We start from the raw sequence: 18,015 nt of genomic DNA, 5'->3' as shown, positions 1-18,015 counted from the left end.
ATCAATACTCATGGAATATTTTCTAGGAATTGACTATCCTACTTTATGGTATTTGGTCATCGGACTTTTATTTTCCGGCTATGCCATTTTGGAAGGATTCGACTTTGGTGCGGGAGCTTGGCATTTATTTCTCAAAAAGGATTTAAGTCGTCGGGTGGCAATTAATGCAATTGCTCCCGTTTGGGATGCCAATCAAGTGTGGCTTGTCATTGGCGGTGGTGCTTTATTCGCGGGATTTCCCGTTATGTACGCCACCATGTTGTCTGCAATGTACGTTCCGTTTATGCTATTTTTGATGTTCAATGTGCTTCGTGCTGCGGCAATAAAATTCAGAAGCGACGAAGAGATGTTGTGGTGGCGCAAAACTTGGGACATTATTTATAGTGTTTCCAGCATCATGATTGCATTTTTGTTAGGCGTTGTTCTGGGCAATATTTTACAAGGATTTCCTTTAGGCGAAAACCACACGTACCAAGGTGGCGTTTTCTTTTCGTTCCTAAATCCGTATGCTATATTAGTTGGTTTTACTACATTATCACTTTTTATGACGCAAGGAGCAATTTTTCTTTTGCTAAAAACCGAAGGACGATTGCATGCTCGATTGACTCTTCTACTAAAAAAAGGAATGCTATTTTTCATTATCACATTTGGAATTACCACGCTTTACACGCTGATTTTTATTCCGGAAGTAACCGAAACTTTTAGAAATAATCCGATTTATTTTGGCGCTCCAATTTTGTCCTTTTTGGCTGTAGCCAATGTCCCTCGGTTGGCTTCTAAAAAAAAATACATGTTAGCCTTGGTTTTTTCATCGCTAACCATGGCGTTATTGTTGGGATTGGTAGCCTTACAGCTGTATCCTACTTTATTAATTTCTACTATAGATCCTAAATTTAGTGTTACGATTTACAACGCGGCTTCTTCACAGAAATCATTGGGAATTATGCTTACCATCGTTTTAATTGGAACTCCTTTACTTGCCGGATACTTCTTCTTTTTGTACAAAACCTTCAATGGAAAAGTAAAATTAGACGATACGAGTTATTAAATATCCGTTTTAACCTACCTAAAAATTGAACTGCAACGGGTCTGAAACTCGTATAAAATACCATAGAAATGCACAAATCAATTCAAAATAGTTTTATCTTTTTAATCCTAATTAGCATTCTATGTTTTAATTTGAAAACAACTATTTTGCAATTTGAATATTCTTTTTTTAATGAAAGTTTCACAGAACAATTTTGCCAGAATAAAGCAAAACCAGAACTTAAATGCAATGGTAAATGTCATTTGAAAAAGATAAATAAGGAACAAAATAATCAAGATTCTTCAAAAAAAATAGTAGCTGGTAATGAAATTTTATTTTTTATTTCATCTTTTAATTACAGCTTTTCTTATTCAACTCCTTCAAAGAAAAAAAAGATTTATTCTAAACAAGATTTATTTCAGTCTAAAATTATTTATCCATTAGAGCATCCTCCGCAAAGTTTTGTTTAACATCGCCACAGCTTATTAGCTATAATGTTTAATCAAAATTATCAGAATGAAAAAAATTATTTGTGCCTTAACAATATTAGGCGCTTTAGGGGGTTATGCTCAAGAATCAACTAAAAAAATAGACACAACCAAAGTGACCCTTTTAAATGAAGTAATCGTCACAGGATCAGTAATAAAAAATCCCGCTCAAGTTATCGTTAAACAAGATTTTACCGAAAAAGTAGTGCAACCAAAAAACTCTGGTGAATTATTTGAAGATATCAATGGTTTTCATCTCATAAAAAGAGGGAATTATGCCGTTGATCCTGCTTTTAGAGCTTCTCAATACGAACAGTTAAATGTTCAAATAGATGGAGGAACCAAAGCGTTTCATGCTTGTCCAAACAGAATGGATCCTGTTACGACATTAATAAATCCTGAAGAAATAACCAAAATTGAAATCATAAAAGGCCCTTTTTCGGTTCGATATGGAAACACTTTTGCTGGACTTATTAATTTAGTTTCGAAATCTCCGGCTAACAACACCAAACTTATTGGCGGAAGCTTCTCCTCTGGTTATGAAAGCAACGGAAATTCAGTGGTCAATATGTTTACTTTAGACAGTAAAATAAAAAAGTTTGACTTTTCTGGAAACTTCAGTTATCGTGATTATGGAAATTATAAAGACGGAAACCAAAACGAAATTCCTTCTTCTTTTAGAAGTATTAGTTACGGCTTAAAAACAGGATATCAAATTTCAGACAACCAACGTGTACAAGCCACTTTTCGTCAAAATTTTGGCAGAGATGTGCTTCATGCAGGTTTACCGATGGATACTGACGAAGACAATAGTACTCTGGCTAATTTAGATTATAAGTTAGAGAAAAACGGAAATTATTTTAAAGGATTAACTTCTAAGGTTTACTACTCCTATGTGGATCACATTATGAGCAATTCACGAAGAGCTTCTTTTGCAAACTCGGAAGCAGTTTCAAAAGTAAATGCTTTAACTTATGGTGGGAAAATTGAAACTGAATGGAGTTTGGGCTCTAAAGTGAATCTATTTACAGGATTTGACATAGTAAATTTATCCAGAGAAGGTGGAAGAGATCGATTAGTAAAAGTTAATATGATGGGAAATCCACTGCCAGCTCCTGCAGCCTTCTTTGATAAGGTTTGGCAAGATAGTTACTCCAATGACTTTGGTTATTTTGCTGAAACTAAAATTAAAGCTTCTGATAAATCGTGGGTAACTATTGGTTCTCGTTTGGATTTTATTACTTCTGACGCAAATGATTTAGATCCAACCTACGCTGCTTTATATCCAGATTTAGAAAAGAGAAATGAAACCCTTTACAGTGGAACGGCTTCATATCAATACCTTTTTAATCCCAATTACAAAATGGAAGCTTCTTTTGGTCGAGGAACTAGAGCTGCCAATATTGAGGAACGATATATTGCCTTTTTCAACATTGGAAGAGATCCTTACGAATATGTTGGAAATCCAAATTTAAAACCGGAAGTGAACAATCAATTTGAATTGAGTTTTGATGGAAAAAAGAGTTTAAAAGGATTTTTCAATTCGGTTCAATATGGTACCTCAATCTTTTATTCTATTTATGAAAACTACATTTTAGGTGTTGTAGATGCCTCTTTAACTCGAAAATACAACTCAACCTCACTGCCAGTTCACCCAAAAGTTTTTAGAAATATTGACAAGGCGCTAAAAACAGGTTTTGAAGCGTACGGAAACATTAATTTCTATGATAAATTCAATTTTGGAACAGAGGTTTCTTATACCTATACAGAAAATAAAGATTTCAATGAAAGCTTACCACTAACTCCACCATTAGTAACACGACTAAAATTAAGTTACGAATACAAGAAATTTTGGGCAAAAGCTTTGTATACTTTAACAGCTAAACAAAACAAAATATCTACGAGTTATGACGAAATTACTACAGCTGGTTATGAAGTGATGGATTTAAACATTGGTTACAAACCTATAAAATCAGTGTCTATTGGAATGGGACTTTTAAATGTATTTGATCAATATTACAACAACCATTTAACGTTTGCTTTCAACAATGTAGCCGGCTACGGTAGAGTTCCCATAACGGAACCTGGTAGAAACGTTACACTATTTATAAATTACAAATTTTAAATTGTCATGTCCTAAATAATCGATACAGATTATTAGACAAAAATAATTAATGAAGCAGTTGCAAGATGGTTCTTGCAACTGTTTTTTCTTTTATAGGTTCTCATTACAATTTTACTTTGATCGTGCATTTGATCATGAGTCAGCAAATAGTTAGAATAGTGCGGTCTCTTTTGATTATAAATCTCGATTGCATTCTTTACCAATAACTTTATAAAAGGTAGTTTTTCATTGAATTTATCAATGTTGAACTCTTGTTTTAAAATGCCGTTTATCCTTTCCGCTACAGCATTTTCATAAGGATCTGAGTTTTGTGTCATACTGCAATTGATGTCACTTTTGTTTACAAGCTTTTGATACTCGTTTGAACAATATTGTAATCCTCTATCGGAATGATGTATTAAGGATAAACCTTTGTCTTTTCTTTGTTTTACTGCATTTCGTAAAGCTACTAAACTGCTTTCTGTGTTCATGTTATCTGCCACATTAAAACCCATTATTTTTTTGGAATACGCATCTGTAACCAGACTTAAATAGTATGGATTTTCTCTTTTCCCAATATAAGTTATATCAGATACCCAAACTTGTTCTGGTCTTTGTATTTGCAACTCGAGTATTGGATTCTGATGTTTTCTAAATCGATGTTGTGAATTAGTTGTTACATGATACGAGCGCTTAGGAACTATTAGGTGATGATTTGCACGAAGGATATCGATAAATTTATCTCTACCTATTTTTAACTCTTTCAATTCATTATTTAAAATGTTATACAGTTTTTTTGACCCAATTCGGGGCATCGATTGTCTTATTTCTTTAACCATAGCCACTACCTTAAAAGCATTGGATTGCTTGTCTTTTCTTCGCTTTATTTTTCGATAATAAACCTGTCTATCTATCCCGAACAAATTACAGGCAAATAGTACTGTTTGTTGATCTTTTTCTTTAGAATGGTCGATTGTTCGGGAGATGAGTTTTTTCGTATTTCAATTTGATATTCTTTCTCTGCAATGTCAATCATCATATCGAAAATAATTGTTTTCTTATCCGCTACAAAGGCCCGTTGTTCTACAAAAGCTTTCTGCTTTTCTAACAATTTGACTTTTGATTCAAACTCCATGATTCGTTGTTCGGGTGATTTAGACATATTTGAAGGTGTTTGGTTTTCCCAATCAAATTTACCAAATTTTCTCAGCCATTGTACAATTGTAGAACGAGATTGAATACAATAATCTTTTTTAACTTGAGAAATTGAGATAGAGCCTCGCTCAATTTCTTGAACAATTTGTAATTTAAAAGACATGGTGTAGTCTTTCTGGGTACGCTTCACATAACCCGTTTCTTCTTGGTTTTCCATAAGGATACTTTTTTGTGTATCGCTATTTCAGGACAGGACAAATTTCTTGTGCTTGTCCAGAGAGACAAATTAATAATGCGAATGGGAGTGCTACACTGTATTTCATTTTATTTATTTGGATTGAATAAAAATAACGGCGCATATATAGAACCTGATTTCGATTTACCAAAAATTATTTAGATTAAATATGAATAGTGCATTTAAGTTTTTATTTAGCATTTTGAAAAACAGGATTTTAAGAGCATAAAAAAACCTTATTTTTCTGGAGTAAGGTTGTATACGAAGTCGAAAAATTAGTATTTTACTTGATTCTTTTCATTGAAAACTGCTCTGAGCTCGGTTTTCCCTGTTGCATGCCGGAGATTTTCACCACTAAGCTGTCTGAAGTAATTTGAGCGTAATTGATTTTTTGAGGGTAATCGTGTTTTAGGTTTTCGAATATTAATTCTTTCTCGGATTCAGTCTTTAATTTAAAGGCAACCGGTTTGCCCTCATTTTGTCCCTGCACAGCAGCATAATATGTTGCATTTTCGCCTTTTTGTTCCAAAATAATAGTTTCAAAATGTAACGTGTCTAATTCTTTTATGAAGTAGGAAGTTGCTTGAAAAGTGCTGTCGTTTGCTTTTTTCCAAGATTCGGTTAAATTTCCTTCAACCGACTTGCTTTGCCAGTTGCCCAAGAGCCAATTTGCGGTATTGAGCTTTTTGTATGTTCGTGATTTATCTTCTTTGCAGGAAGCTAGTACCAAAATTAAACAGCTTAAGCTCAATATATTTTTCATAATAGTTTCTTTTAAAGTCCGTAGTGACAGCAGTACAAATTTATAAAAAAGATTGAAAGTAGCGCACATATTAGCAGCATCAATTTATGAAGAATTTAGTATGGGATAGTGAACTAAATTCAACTATAAAAATAGAATAAGCAATAGCTCTCGATGGCTAGTAGGGAGGTGTCAAAAACCATGATGCCTCCTTTTTTTATTGTCTCTCTTTGATAGAATAAATAGTATATACAAGAAGTGTAGTGATATCTTTTACCGCTGTAACTAGCACTATTTGCTTTTGTAGTTTCGTTAAATTAAATTTTCATCCTAATTTCACAGTTGCTTTGTGTTCTTTTGCTGTTTGCTAAAAGGATGTTTTTTCAGTATTATTTACTTTGATTTACTACTTGTTAAATACTTTGTGGAGAATACGCTCTTCAAGCATAGATTTTAAGATAAAATACTTTCTATAATTAGGAATTTGCACAGCAGTTGATATTTTTAAGAAGGTGTACTTCTGGATGGTTGTGACTACTATTCTTGTGCAAGTACTTGTCCTAAAAAGCAAGTCCTCATACGTTGTTTCGTCTTAATTATCCGCCTTGCAAATGCTGCAATTTGTTTTATAGCGAAAGGTAGCCCACGCCAGAGATACGCAGTACAGTACCAGATAACCGAAATTCAAAAACGCAATAATAGAACGTAAAATAATCACAAGCTACAAAGAGACCTACTTCAGCGCGTTTTGCTGTACTTTCAATTGGCATAGTTTGATTCGAAAATTCTGTATTTGAAAAGTCCCACTACAATAGCACCGCCAATCGCATTGCCTAATAAAGCGAGAACTAAAAACCATAAGTAGTCTAAAAACGTAATCGTTTCTGAATGTAAAAAGGCTCCAAACACTTCAATGTTACCTACAATACTATGGTGAAAGCCTCCAAAACCGATGACACCAGTGATCATAAAAATAAGGAAAATGCGTGTGAGTGAATTTAAGGTACTGTTCAATAACCAGTTCAATAAACCCATTAACCAGCCAGCAACAATGGCACTTAAAAAGAGGACCCAGGCATCATAGTGAATTACGTGACTTCCTATGCTTACCATGGTTTCATGCGTAAATAAACTTAAATGTGGGGCAAGAAAGCCAATAAACAATGTGAATAAAATTCCTCCAACGACGTTCCCCAAAACAACGAATCCCCAAATCCGAAGTAATTCCCAGATCGTTCTTTGACCATTTAATACCGGTAAGGTCAAAACGGAAGTTTGTTCCGTAAAAAGAGCCGACTTTCCGAGAATAACCATTATAAATCCTACTGGATAGACCACACTAAGTAATTTAAAAATAGTTGTCTCTTCTACTTTTCCTGATAACAAATAGTAAAGAGTACAAAGGAGGAAATAGCTAAATCCTATTTCAAGTCCTGCAATAACAGCACTTAGCGTCAATGCTTTACTATTGATCTTGAAGATCTCTTCACCCTCATGAATTACTCGACTTAAAATATCACGATACTCACTGACACCGTCAATTTCCTTTGATTTTTTTTCTAAATCCTTTTGGAATTTTTCTTGCTTTTTAGTTTCAGTTTTCATCTTTTTTTTGTTTAGCTACTTCACGATTCGATGTGTAAAGAAAGTCGCGAATAAATAAAATAAGCCAAGATTTTGTACAGACAACAGGGTCGAAATTAGTGCTGCTGTATGGTCCCTTTTTGCCTAATTCTATATCTTTTCTTCCCTTTTTTATTTGCTATTTAGTCACTTGAAAAATATAAAATAGGCTTTAATTTTTAGATCTCTTTTGTCTTATTTAAATCTATGTGAGACACTTTAGTAGAATAAAGATAGTATTTTTTATCAAAAGTTAAAAGTTCCTTTTGTTGTTTCATTTTGGATTGGGAACCAAAGCAATCAATTGTTCATAGTACTCGTAGTTTTTATGAGAGAACATAAAAGTGGGACGGCTCATGCAGCGATAGTACCTTTTAAAAAGTAGTGCCTGATAATTAGATTGGTTGATCTATAAAACGTTTTAATCTAGTTTAATCATAGCAATATTTTTCAACCAAAAAATATCAGATGCTACGAATGTAAGTCTTGTTTTAATTACGCTATCCGTTTTGTTTCTTGGAGATTTAATTATAAATCTAGCCTTAGAGTTTGTAAAGTCCAACGTGTGTTTCGCATCAAAATCAGATTTCTTATCGGCAAGAAATGAAATCACATTCTTTTGCTCGCTCCAAGTCCCTTTTCCGTATGTGTGTTTTTCCGGTGGAATGCCTCTTTTAATATTGGAATAATAGTGAAAGTAAAAGGTGCCATCTTGAGATAAAGTCAATTTATATTCAAATACATCATTTTCCTTAGTCGCAAGTGTAAGCGCATAAGCACCAAAGACACTATTCGATTGAGAAGATGCTGTTAAAGTGAACATTAAAATTAGAATGGTGTAGATTGACTTCATAAAATTATTTTTAGCGTAATGTTTTTTAAAAGTTGGATTAAGTCATACAACAAGCGCGAATTTTAAGTGGAAAGAACTTTCATAGACTGAGTCGGGAGACTTTTTAAAGCCACCGCTCCTTTAAAAGATGGAATAGTTCAGAGAACTAATGCTAGTAAATCCTCAAACTTGTAGCAGTTGCACTATGAATCATAAATTTGATGGAAAGATAACCATTTAATAAAAGTATTTTCAGGATCCTCAAAAATATTTTCAGTAGTTAAGCCTACTGCAATCAATTAGAAATCAATTATTTTATATTTCCAACCAACATCAGATCCAGCTTAAATTTACGATTTAAAGAACGCACCACTACCAAGGATTTTAAAGAATTTTCACTATATTTGATTTGGACCCTGATTTATAGATTGGAATCCAGTCTAGTTTATGAAAATAATTATGACCAACACATTTTAAATTATGATTGTTGAATCCCATCAAAAAGGTTGGAAAATTATCAACCAGCGATCCCACGGCCTGCTAGCTGCTATGTTGGCTTACCAATATGATATTGATTTGCCGAATGAGATAATGGTACCTACCCTCATTACCATTGCCGAGCATGATGATGGTGTTGCCGAAACATTAGCAATTAAAAATCTTACGGAAGCAGGTGCACCTCGACATTTTAGGGTACATGATGATTCTAAAAAAACAGATTTAAAGCAATACCTAAATGTGATGGAAATGGCCACTTCAAAGTGTCAGTTGAATGCCTTGCTCACTTCTTTGCATATCAATTTTATTTTTGGTGATACAAGCGATAGTGAGGATAAAAAATTAGACACCTTTTTAAAAGAGCAAGAAAAAAACCGTAAAGATATTCTAAAACATTTAGACATCAATAAAAAGTATGCAGAGCGTTTGTATCGCTTTGTGCAGTGGTGCGATGCTTTTTCGCTTCTGATATGCATGGATAAAATACAACTCGAAGGCAGAAAGATGGAAATAGCTAAAAGCCCCGATGGTGTTATGAGCCAAACTTTTTATAAAGCCAAAAATGAAATTACGGTAACACCATGGGTGTTTAAGAAGGATTCCTTTAAGGTGTTCTATGAATATAAAATAATCGAGCAATTACACTTTAATTCCATCCAAGATTTTAATGAAATCTGTGAAAGGACTCCCGTACAGAGAGAAGAATTTCTGTTTTCAAAATGATTTAAAGGTTCCAGCGTTCGACTAGGTCTGCTCGAAAGCAAAAAAGGGTCTTGATAAACTACAGAGCAATTGCAACTTTACGCAAGAAACACTTCGGAGAGCGACTTACGAACGGCATGTGTTTACTGTTTTTTAGGAGCAGTCAATGTGATTTTTTTAAAGAACGAATACTCCTGCTGTGCGCTGTATCTCTCCGCTGCGCTGCGAGGATGCCGCTACCATCAGGGCTACACACTTCGTATGGTTTTTATAAGAACTTTTGCAGAATAATCTAGTACAATTGAAATAAGTGTATATTGGCACTATACTACTGAAATAACAAAAACCTCAAATTGCCTTTACTTAACTGATGTTGATTAAATCCCCACCTCGCGCGCAATGTCATGAAGGCAACGTAATAGTTAAGAATTGTCGAGTTTATTTTGTCATTCCGACCAACGAGGAATCTCAGCAAGTGAGCAAGTAGCGAAATTTCCTCGCTGGGTTTAATGACAACGGTGAAGTTTAGTTATTTGCTCATTGGTGTGGGCACGGATTGCAAATCCGCAACAGTGGGTAGTGTAAAAACTAATTTTAGTATATTTTAGGGTACGCTTTTATAATTATTTTAAGCCTAAGTGAATTATTGCGTAAGTTTTATATTCAAGATATTGATTCAAAATTAAAATCAATTGATTAAATTTATAAAAAAAGTATGATTGTAATAGTATTAATAGCCGTAGCAATAATTGTTTTAGGATCTTATTTAAAGAATGATTATTTAATTGTTAGAGAAATAAATGTTGAAAGACCAAAACAACAAATTTTTAGTTATATCAAATTACTTAGAAATCAAAACGAGTATAGTTATTACAATAGAAAAGACCCAAATACTGTAAAGTCTTATTCTGGAACTGATGGCGAAGTTGGTTTTACCTATTCATGGAGTAGCAAAATAAATAGTATTGGTACGGGAACGCAAACCATTTCAAAAATAATAGAAGGCGATGAAATTTGCTGTAATATCCAATTTACAAAACCTGTACCTCTAAAGTCCTTTGCTTCGATCGCACTAACAGAAATTAATGAAAAGGAGACAAAAGTTACTTGGACTTTTAGTAGTCATTATAATTTCCCACTGAATGTTATCATTTATTTTTTAAATCTCGAAAAATTAATAGGTACCGACATTGCTACTAGTTTAGTAACGTTGAAAGAGAATCTGGAACGATAATTTTTTTACAAGAAGTACTTGAGCTAATCGGAATAATTTTATTTTTTTTATTTTTATCAAAAACTAAAACTGTCAGAGCCAACTTGCTGGTTAACCTTCAATAACTTAGCAGTAAGTGCTTTTGACTAATGTTCTTTACAAATTATCACATTTCTTTTATGGTATTTTCGGATGCCTCCCGATCCCGAAGCCAAGGGACGGAACCATCTGTGCTCATAACTTTGACTTAGGTTAAAAAAGTATGAAAACGTATCTTTCAAATATGAACATTTAATAAACATAAACATCAAATTACTTTTACTTGATTGATTTCAAATAAAATCCCAGCTCGCGCGCAATGTCATTAAGGTAAAAATTTTATTTCTCCAACATTGTCATTCCGACAAAGGAGGAATCTTGGTTAGTTGCTCACTTTTAACCATTCCTGATTTGTCGGATCTATAAAATAAACTCGAAAATTCCCAACTATTTCGGTAACTAAAATACATTGAGTTCGTACTATTGTTCTGCTTTATTTGTAAAGCTCGCGCTAGCCTGGGAAACCTCCGTAGATCTGGTGCTTCTTGATCGCTGGAATGGCTACGAAGTCAGGAGACTTCGCAGAGCAATCACGATTAAATCTAACTGTTACGACTTATTTATACTTCGCAGAGCGGGTAAAGCTCGCGCCAGCTACGGGTTTTGCATGCCCAACGAGGCCTCAACTCTTATGCGTCTCTATTTTACGTATTCTTTTATCAATTCTATTTTCTCGTCAATGTATGGAACAATTTTTTCCGGATTAAGCTCATTCTGTGTAAATCCATATATATCTTTATGACATCCACCACAATATTCTATTTCATTAGTTTTGCTACATTCACAAATCCACGCTTCTTTTTCTTTTGAAGAAAGAAGTTGTTTTTTCATTATTCTTTCTCCTCTTTCTTTGAAGGTAATACTTATAATTGATTTCAATTTTTCGAACTCTAAAATATCTGTTTTATCATAATAAGATTTATCACAACTCACTATTCTTAATCCAACTTTCTGCTTCACAAAGTCAGTATGTTTTAGCAGATGGATACAAAAGTTATAATCATAGAGATGGAGCTCCTTTATTACTTTTGATAAATAAAGTGATATTTGTTCATTCTTTTCATTCTCAATCGTATCATATAAAATTTTAATTTTGGTTTCATCATCAAAATTGTCAACGTATGAAACGAAATTATTATGAAATTTTTTATATAATTCTTCAGTTGATTGAAAGTTTATAATAGTATTATTATACCATTTTAATACTAAAGGAAAGATTTCAGTAACTTGATTTGAATTAATAAAACTCCAAGTTTCTTCATCATAATCTAAAGTGTTGTTGGTTGCATTAAAGATTATGTTTTTTCGTTTTCTTAAACTATTTATTTTTTCAAAACCAACGTTTTCAAGTTTTGTAGTCGTGATTGAATTTGGTTTTTCTTCTTTTTCAATTACAACTGCAGTTCCAACTGCCGTTAACATAAACATAGACTTTCCCTTTCCAGAAATCTCGTCCATATCGATACTTAAACCAATAACACAATTTCCTCCGATTTCGTGTGCATTGTGTTTAATTCGCTCAATTGCTTCATTATAAAGTGAGGAAAGTTGGTTTTGATATGTACTTGAACGACCACCAAATACGTCTGTTAATCCTCCAAAAAAGTCACTAAATAAATTTGTCCCTGCAACAATATGAGCTGAGACAGGTTTTAAATATTTTTTAATTTTTATGCTTTCCACAGATGAAGTTGTTATTACTAAAATATCTTTAGGATTTGTCATGATTAAAATTTTTTTGATTTTCTATTTGAAGTACCATAAGGACGCACAACGACATTACTTATTCATTCTCAAATATATAAATTATTTCCGAAAAGACTGATAAAAATTGATTAGCTAAAAGTAATTCCTTTAATTTTAATAACTTTACTGTAAACCGTAAATGTTCTTTTTTTAGTACAAATTTCCTAGCCCTGATAGCAGTGAAAATCCTTTTTAATAGTTTAGGCTGGAAGCCTTTCGAAGGCTTCCAGCCTAAACTATTAAAAAGATTGCAACGCATAGCAGGAAACAGCTCCTAAAAACTCACAACTACAATCTCAACTTGAAACATACTACGGTAAACAAAAATTTCGTCATTTTGCACTCCAAATAAAGGATTAGAATATTTTAGATGGACTGCAAATAGTAAAACAGCGTTATGATGAGATTTCGGATTTGATCATTCAGCCCGAGAAATAAAATCCTTAACTTAATGGCATTTGGTGGGATTGTTCAGCTTGTACTTCTATTTTATTCAATAAAATGTTTGGTCATTATTACGATAATTTTTACTCTTTTAATTTAACTTAAATATAGAAAAAGGTTATTGTTTTTGTTTGTGGGACGAGCGGGACGCTCGCATTAGGATTGAATAAAGAACTGTTTTTATTTCTCAAAATTTACTATCCATATTGAACGAAAAGTTTCGCAAATAGTTTGGTATTTCTTAAACTAGCAAATAGTTTTGTTTTTTTGTGTCTTAAAAAAAACTTCTAATTGTGATAAAGGTACAGATAGCTAATAATAAAAAACTAAACATCAATAAGAAACTCCTTTGATTTTTTATTAAATATCTCAGTCCGATAGCTAAAAAAACTACTTGTGCAATCACAAAGGGTATTGTCAGTAATTCTTTAAAAACTCCAATTAAAACAAAATCTATTTTAAAATAATTAAGTAAGTATATTAAAATAAAGAAGGATACAATTACAAAATTTATAATTATCAAATTTCTACTAGTCATAAATTTATACATATTTAAGTATGTTTTTTCAATGAATGCCAACCTATTCGTGCGCGTATCTTCCTTTCATCTTTTATTCTATTTTGGAACTATTGGCAAAAGTGTAATCTTTTTTTTGTATTTTCTTGCTTTTATTTGTTTGTACGACCGGGACTCTCGCACTAGCGTTCGTGTTTTGCTATACTCACGCTAGCTGGAGAAGCTGTTGTTTATTTGCTCATTGTTCTAGGCACCGTTTGCAAAACTGCCTCACTATTATGTCTATGTGAGCGATCTGGTAATTTTTAAAATAGCGTATATCCAAATATTAACGATGATGTTTTATAATTTGAATCCCAATAACCATAATCTGCCACAATGTTTGTGCTAGTTTGTAAACGCATCTCCAAGCTGTATTTGTTCTTAAATTTATATCCTACACCGAAACCAAAATTGCGTCGAGTTACAAGTTCTACAGATTTGGAAAAGATATTGGGAGGACTTGTAAATTCAAGTGATGAATTTGAACTGATAGCGATTATGTATGAAGCATTGATAAAAACTTTACCATTGTTATTGAGAAAAAAGTAATGTCGTACACTTATTGGAATCTCAATGTAATTGTAATTAGCAGTTGCAATTTGTTCTCGACCAGAAAAGAAGCTTCCATTAACTGCTTTTTCGGATTTGAAATTCTGATAAATTGGTTCAATGGTTAAAGCCCATTTATTCCTATTGAAGGGTAATATAAATTCCGCTTCAACACCAAAGCTAAATCCTAATTTATTTCCAAAATCTATATCAGGAGAGTTAGAAACAAGATCCTCTACAAAGAAAGAGGAGTTATTCAAACGCGGTCTAATGGATAAATTAAATAAATCTTTTTTAACTTTGTTTTCATAGTTTATGAATTCTGAATTGTTGCATTTATTGTACTCCATAAAATAAGCGATGAGACTATTTTTTTGGTACTTTAAATTTGTCATTTTATTAAGTGTAAAGCTAGGACATTTTAAATCATTCCATAATTGCTGTCTAAATTGATTGTTCTCCCCTGTTTTGTTTTCATAATTTTTAAAATTTTTAAAAACTAGCTGTTCAATATTCCCATTATCTTTATTGTAGAAGAATCGTTGTAAGTTTCCTTTTTCATATTGGTATAAATTAGATTTACCTTCAATTAATACTTTTAAAAAAAGTTGTTCTTCAACAAATATTGGATTTTTTTCATCACTAAAATTGTTAATATTATTTCCAGATTTATCTATTCTAACGGTACTTCTAATGTATTTTGAGTTATTGTAAATTCCAAATTCTTTTACGGATTTGATATTTTCATTCATCAAAGTACCGTTTTGTACAAGCTGATATTCAAAATCCATGGGGTTGTTTCTCCAATCGATATTTTTGATGAGACAATCAATTTTTTCTCCAGCATTTGTAATAAAGTATCCTTTTTCAAAGGAAATTTGTGCCGACGCATCAAAACTTAAGATTATAATTAAAAGTAATAGTAATTTTTTTTTCATGGTTAATTCTAATTTTTTTTAGGATAAAATGCCTCATAATGTTATTTGAGCTACTTATATGAGTGTGTAACGTGCTGCGTAAATATATACAATTTAAGCTAGAACTAGAATTTTTTTAAAAAACGCATTTGTGTATATCTGAGCGATCGGGGTGTCGTTATTTTAGAAAAATAGATAAACAATGTGTCTGATTATTTCATTGAAGAGAATCATTTAGATGGTATTAAATAAATTATAAAAAACTTAATAAAACAGAAAATAATGTACTTGATACGCTTATAATTATTTTTAGTATTTTTTTATCGTTGGTCTTTTTCAATTGTTGGACAAACGAATCAGTTTAATTATCCGAAGTTCTAAGCTGGTTTTTTATAGGTTTTGAGGTACATAATTGTAATAAGAAATTTTGAAGTCCCGATATATTATTTCTTTAAATAATAATGAATTTACAATCTCATTTTTTGCATTATACATGTAAAATTGTGTAAGCAGTCCATTTGGATAATTTTTGCGCGCTTTCCAAATTTCATATGCAGTTGAAAACTCTAGCATAGGTAAAAATTCAAAACTTGGATCAACTAAATACTTATAATGACCTGTGTTTTTATTTCTCTTTAATTGGTCATTTGTACTCACTAAGTAGATAGTGTTTAACCGTTTCCCATCAATTAAAGAATCATTATGTTTTTCAAAATCATAGGTATTGATCTGGTATTTATAGGGATTACTGTAAGAGTTTGCATTAAAAAGTGCTATGGTTACACCTGATTTTTCCAATTCTTCTATTTTGAAAATTTGTCGTGCTATTAAACCGTCATAATCCATAAGTATCAGTTTATATTTATTTTTGCGTATTGGGATTTTTAAAGCATAATAGCTATTGTCTTTAGAATTGATTAGATAACTTCTTGTATCACTTACGTTTTTCAATTTAGATTGAAATTGGTATCGAACTTCACAATCAAATTGATACACGTGTTGGGAATACATGGTATGGAATGCGAAAAGACAAAATAGATAAGTCAATAGTTTCATAAATTAGTCTGTATTTTAGTAAAAGTCTTATAGTTTTTATCAGACCATTTAAAGTATCACCTTTAGTTTAAGAAATATAAAGGTTAGCAGTGCTTCACAAATATATAATTTAATTCCGAAAATACTGATAAAAAATCATCAAACAAAACTAATTCCTTTTATTGTAACAAACTTACGGTAAACCGTATATGTTCTTTTTTTAGTGCAAATTTCCTAGCCCTGATAGCAGTGAAAATCCTTTTTAATAATTTAGGCTAGAAGCCTTTCAAAGGCTTCCAGCCTAAATTATTAAAAAGATTGCAACGCATAGCAGGAAACAGCTCCTAAAAACTCACAACTACAATCTCAACTTGAAACATACTACGGTAAACAAAAATTTCGTAATTTTGCACTCCAAATAAAGGATTAGAATATGTTAGATAGACTGCAAATAGTAAAACAGCGTTTTGATGAGATTTCGGATTTGATCATTCAGCCCGATGTAATCTCGGATCAAAAGCGTTATGTGCAATTGAATCAAGAGTACAAAAGTTTAAAAGCGTTGGCTGAAAAACGCGATGAATACGTAATTTTGATGGCGAATATCGAAGAAGCAAACGAAATTATATCCGATAACAGTGATGCTGATATGACCGAAATGGCCAAGATGCAACTGGATGAAGCCAAGGAAAGATTGCCAGAATTAGAGGACGAAATCAAATTTATGTTGATTCCTAAAGATCCCGAAGATGCTAAGAATGTTATGGTGGAGATTCGTGCCGGAACGGGTGGGGATGAAGCGAGTATTTTTGCAGGGGATTTGTTCCGTATGTACACAAAATATTGTGAAAACAGAGGTTGGAGAACATCTGTGGTGGATATGAATGAAGGAACTTCTGGCGGTTTCAAAGAGGTGATTTTTGAAGTTACGGGTGAGGATGTTTACGGAACCTTGAAGTTTGAAGCAGGTGTACACCGGGTACAACGGGTACCTCAAACAGAAACACAAGGCCGTGTCCATACATCAGCAGCAACAGTAATGGTGCTTCCAGAAGCAGAGGAATTCGATGTGCAGATTGATATGAATGATGTGCGTGTGGATTTCTTTTGTTCGTCAGGACCTGGAGGACAATCCGTAAATACGACTAAATCTGCGGTTCGTTTGACGCACATTCCTACAGGATTAGTGGCTCAATGTCAGGATCAGAAATCACAGCACAAGAATAAAGATAAGGCTTTTGGTGTGTTGCGCTCCCGTTTATACGAGCAGGAATTAGCTAAAAAACAAGCTGAAGATGCTACCAAGCGTACGTCTCAAGTGAGTTCTGGTGACCGTTCCGCTAAAATTCGGACCTACAATTATGCACAAGGTCGTGTTACGGATCACCGTGTGGGATTGACATTGTATGATCTAGGAAATATTATGAATGGTGACATTCAGAAAATTGTTGATGAACTTGCGTTAGTAAACAATATGGAGAAATTGAAAGAAGCAAGTGAAGTATTCTAAAAAGTAATTTAGAATTTAATAAATATAAAAAACCAGCGAAAATAATTTTCCGCTGGTTTTTTTATAATTCTAAGCAGCAATCTCTTTTCTGATTAAAAACTTCCTGCCTCTTGTTTTAATTTTTTTTCCATAATCAGATTTCTGAAAGTTTCATATTTTGATGTGGCAGCATTAATTTTTGCATCAAAGATTGTATTGTCTTCTAGCAAATCAATTTGGAGATTGAGGTCATTTGATTTTTTCTCATAACATTTCTGAATGGTATTCCAATTAGTCAGCGCATCATTTGTGCCGCTGGTTGTTACGGAATCAATAAAACGAATGTAGTTATTTGTTACTACTTCGGCTTTTTTTTCTTCATTGCTTTCACAAGAGTGAAGCGCATTGGCGATAATAAGAATTCCTACTAAGTGTATGAAGTTTTTCATATTGGTTGCATTATAATTTTGACCTGTACGCCAGTCTCAAGGCTATTTGGCCTACCCCGTCTTATATTACTTCTTTTTTTAGTACTGAAAAGTCATTGAAATGTTCGCA

The 18,015-nt window shown here is 32.7% G+C and carries 15 protein-coding genes; 6 read left to right on the top strand and 9 right to left on the bottom strand.

The window, feature by feature from the left end; all coding sequences use genetic code 11:
- Positions 1-10 precede the first annotated feature (10 nt).
- The 3 genes from cydB to BUA03_RS12105 all read left to right on the top strand — a co-directional run bounded on the left by cydB (position 11) and on the right by BUA03_RS12105 (position 3,640).
- Entirely contained in the window at positions 11-1,048 is a 1,038-nt protein-coding gene (cydB, locus tag BUA03_RS12115; RefSeq protein WP_066082532.1) for a cytochrome d ubiquinol oxidase subunit II, read from the top strand.
- A 68-nt stretch (positions 1,049-1,116) separates the two neighbouring features.
- Positions 1,117-1,497 carry a hypothetical protein gene (locus BUA03_RS12110; RefSeq protein ID WP_066082530.1) on the top strand — a complete coding sequence of 127 codons (381 nt, stop codon included), beginning with the start codon at positions 1,117-1,119 and terminating at the stop codon, positions 1,495-1,497.
- Positions 1,498-1,543: 46 nt separating this feature from the next.
- Positions 1,544-3,640 (top strand): TonB-dependent receptor, encoded by a 2,097-nt coding sequence (locus BUA03_RS12105; RefSeq protein WP_066082528.1) that lies wholly within the window; start codon positions 1,544-1,546, stop codon positions 3,638-3,640.
- Positions 3,641-3,672: 32 nt separating this feature from the next.
- Here the strand turns inward: BUA03_RS12105 and BUA03_RS12100 are convergent, their stop codons facing one another.
- The 5 genes from BUA03_RS12100 to BUA03_RS12080 form a co-directional block, all read right to left on the bottom strand.
- Entirely contained in the window at positions 3,673-4,542 is an 870-nt protein-coding gene (locus tag BUA03_RS12100; RefSeq protein WP_066082526.1) for an IS3 family transposase, read from the bottom strand.
- Complete coding sequence (locus BUA03_RS16790) at positions 4,530-4,991, bottom strand: transposase (RefSeq protein WP_066082524.1); 462 nt, start codon at positions 4,989-4,991, stop codon at positions 4,530-4,532. The genes BUA03_RS12100 and BUA03_RS16790 overlap by 13 nt, the downstream gene beginning before the upstream one ends.
- A gap of 301 nt (positions 4,992-5,292) precedes the next feature.
- Positions 5,293-5,772, bottom strand: a complete 480-nt coding sequence (locus BUA03_RS12090) for a DUF6265 family protein (protein WP_066082521.1) — start codon at positions 5,770-5,772, stop codon at positions 5,293-5,295.
- A 738-nt stretch (positions 5,773-6,510) separates the two neighbouring features.
- Positions 6,511-7,356: a formate/nitrite transporter family protein gene (locus tag BUA03_RS12085; protein ID WP_066082519.1), complete on the bottom strand. Its 846-nt coding sequence runs from the start codon at positions 7,354-7,356 to the stop codon at positions 6,511-6,513.
- 439 nt (positions 7,357-7,795) lie between these two features.
- Positions 7,796-8,227 carry a hypothetical protein gene (locus BUA03_RS12080; RefSeq protein ID WP_072675742.1) on the bottom strand — a complete coding sequence of 144 codons (432 nt, stop codon included), beginning with the start codon at positions 8,225-8,227 and terminating at the stop codon, positions 7,796-7,798.
- A gap of 459 nt (positions 8,228-8,686) precedes the next feature.
- Here BUA03_RS12080 and BUA03_RS12075 point away from each other — a divergent pair, with 459 nt between their 5' ends.
- Both BUA03_RS12075 and BUA03_RS12070 read left to right on the top strand, forming a co-directional pair.
- Complete coding sequence (locus BUA03_RS12075) at positions 8,687-9,427, top strand: DUF3891 family protein (protein WP_066082514.1); 741 nt, start codon at positions 8,687-8,689, stop codon at positions 9,425-9,427.
- A 694-nt stretch (positions 9,428-10,121) separates the two neighbouring features.
- Positions 10,122-10,640: an SRPBCC family protein gene (locus tag BUA03_RS12070; RefSeq protein WP_066082512.1), complete on the top strand. Its 519-nt coding sequence runs from the start codon at positions 10,122-10,124 to the stop codon at positions 10,638-10,640.
- Positions 10,641-11,357: 717 nt separating this feature from the next.
- Here BUA03_RS12070 and BUA03_RS12065 read toward each other — a convergent pair.
- The 3 genes from BUA03_RS12065 to BUA03_RS12045 form a co-directional block, all read right to left on the bottom strand.
- Positions 11,358-12,443, bottom strand: coding sequence for a YbjQ family protein (locus BUA03_RS12065; RefSeq protein WP_066082510.1), 1,086 nt, complete (start codon positions 12,441-12,443; stop codon positions 11,358-11,360).
- Between the two features lie 1,287 nt (positions 12,444-13,730).
- Complete coding sequence (locus tag BUA03_RS12050) at positions 13,731-14,954, bottom strand: porin family protein (RefSeq protein ID WP_066082504.1); 1,224 nt, start codon at positions 14,952-14,954, stop codon at positions 13,731-13,733.
- A gap of 369 nt (positions 14,955-15,323) precedes the next feature.
- Complete coding sequence (locus BUA03_RS12045; RefSeq protein WP_139255655.1) at positions 15,324-15,989, bottom strand: hypothetical protein; 666 nt, start codon at positions 15,987-15,989, stop codon at positions 15,324-15,326.
- A gap of 412 nt (positions 15,990-16,401) precedes the next feature.
- Here BUA03_RS12045 and prfA point away from each other — a divergent pair, with 412 nt between their 5' ends.
- A complete protein-coding gene (prfA, locus tag BUA03_RS12040) occupies positions 16,402-17,478 on the top strand; it encodes a peptide chain release factor 1 (protein ID WP_066082500.1) in 1,077 nt (358 codons plus the stop codon).
- Positions 17,479-17,570: 92 nt separating this feature from the next.
- On the opposite strand, the gene BUA03_RS12035 is transcribed toward prfA, so the two are convergent.
- Positions 17,571-17,906, bottom strand: coding sequence for a hypothetical protein (locus BUA03_RS12035; protein WP_066082498.1), 336 nt, complete (start codon positions 17,904-17,906; stop codon positions 17,571-17,573).
- Between the last annotated feature and the right edge of the window lie 109 nt (positions 17,907-18,015).

It is taken from the genome of Flavobacterium fryxellicola (assembly GCF_900143245.1).
Taxonomy (GTDB): domain Bacteria; phylum Bacteroidota; class Bacteroidia; order Flavobacteriales; family Flavobacteriaceae; genus Flavobacterium; species Flavobacterium fryxellicola.
The sequence above is the reverse complement of the archived record's forward strand: the minus strand, read 5'-3'. Positions and strand labels throughout refer to the sequence as shown.

What these genes read in the sequence shown, in the direction of transcription:
- cydB (WP_066082532.1), top strand. Translation starts at nt 11, where the DNA reads ATGGAATATTTTCTAGGAATTGACTATCCTACTTTATGGTATTTGGTC.
- BUA03_RS12110 (WP_066082530.1), top strand. Translation starts at nt 1,117, where the DNA reads ATGCACAAATCAATTCAAAATAGTTTTATCTTTTTAATCCTAATTAGC.
- BUA03_RS12105 (WP_066082528.1), top strand. Translation starts at nt 1,544, where the DNA reads ATGAAAAAAATTATTTGTGCCTTAACAATATTAGGCGCTTTAGGGGGT.
- BUA03_RS16790 (WP_066082524.1), bottom strand. Translation starts at nt 4,991, where the DNA reads ATGGAAAACCAAGAAGAAACGGGTTATGTGAAGCGTACCCAGAAAGAC.
- BUA03_RS12090 (WP_066082521.1), bottom strand. Translation starts at nt 5,772, where the DNA reads ATGAAAAATATATTGAGCTTAAGCTGTTTAATTTTGGTACTAGCTTCC.
- BUA03_RS12085 (WP_066082519.1), bottom strand. Translation starts at nt 7,356, where the DNA reads ATGAAAACTGAAACTAAAAAGCAAGAAAAATTCCAAAAGGATTTAGAA.
- BUA03_RS12080 (WP_072675742.1), bottom strand. Translation starts at nt 8,227, where the DNA reads ATGAAGTCAATCTACACCATTCTAATTTTAATGTTCACTTTAACAGCA.
- BUA03_RS12075 (WP_066082514.1), top strand. Translation starts at nt 8,687, where the DNA reads ATGATTGTTGAATCCCATCAAAAAGGTTGGAAAATTATCAACCAGCGA.
- BUA03_RS12070 (WP_066082512.1), top strand. Translation starts at nt 10,122, where the DNA reads ATGATTGTAATAGTATTAATAGCCGTAGCAATAATTGTTTTAGGATCT.
- BUA03_RS12065 (WP_066082510.1), bottom strand. Translation starts at nt 12,443, where the DNA reads ATGACAAATCCTAAAGATATTTTAGTAATAACAACTTCATCTGTGGAA.
- BUA03_RS12050 (WP_066082504.1), bottom strand. Translation starts at nt 14,954, where the DNA reads ATGAAAAAAAAATTACTATTACTTTTAATTATAATCTTAAGTTTTGAT.
- BUA03_RS12045 (WP_139255655.1), bottom strand. Translation starts at nt 15,989, where the DNA reads ATGAAACTATTGACTTATCTATTTTGTCTTTTCGCATTCCATACCATG.
- prfA (WP_066082500.1), top strand. Translation starts at nt 16,402, where the DNA reads ATGTTAGATAGACTGCAAATAGTAAAACAGCGTTTTGATGAGATTTCG.
- BUA03_RS12035 (WP_066082498.1), bottom strand. Translation starts at nt 17,906, where the DNA reads ATGAAAAACTTCATACACTTAGTAGGAATTCTTATTATCGCCAATGCG.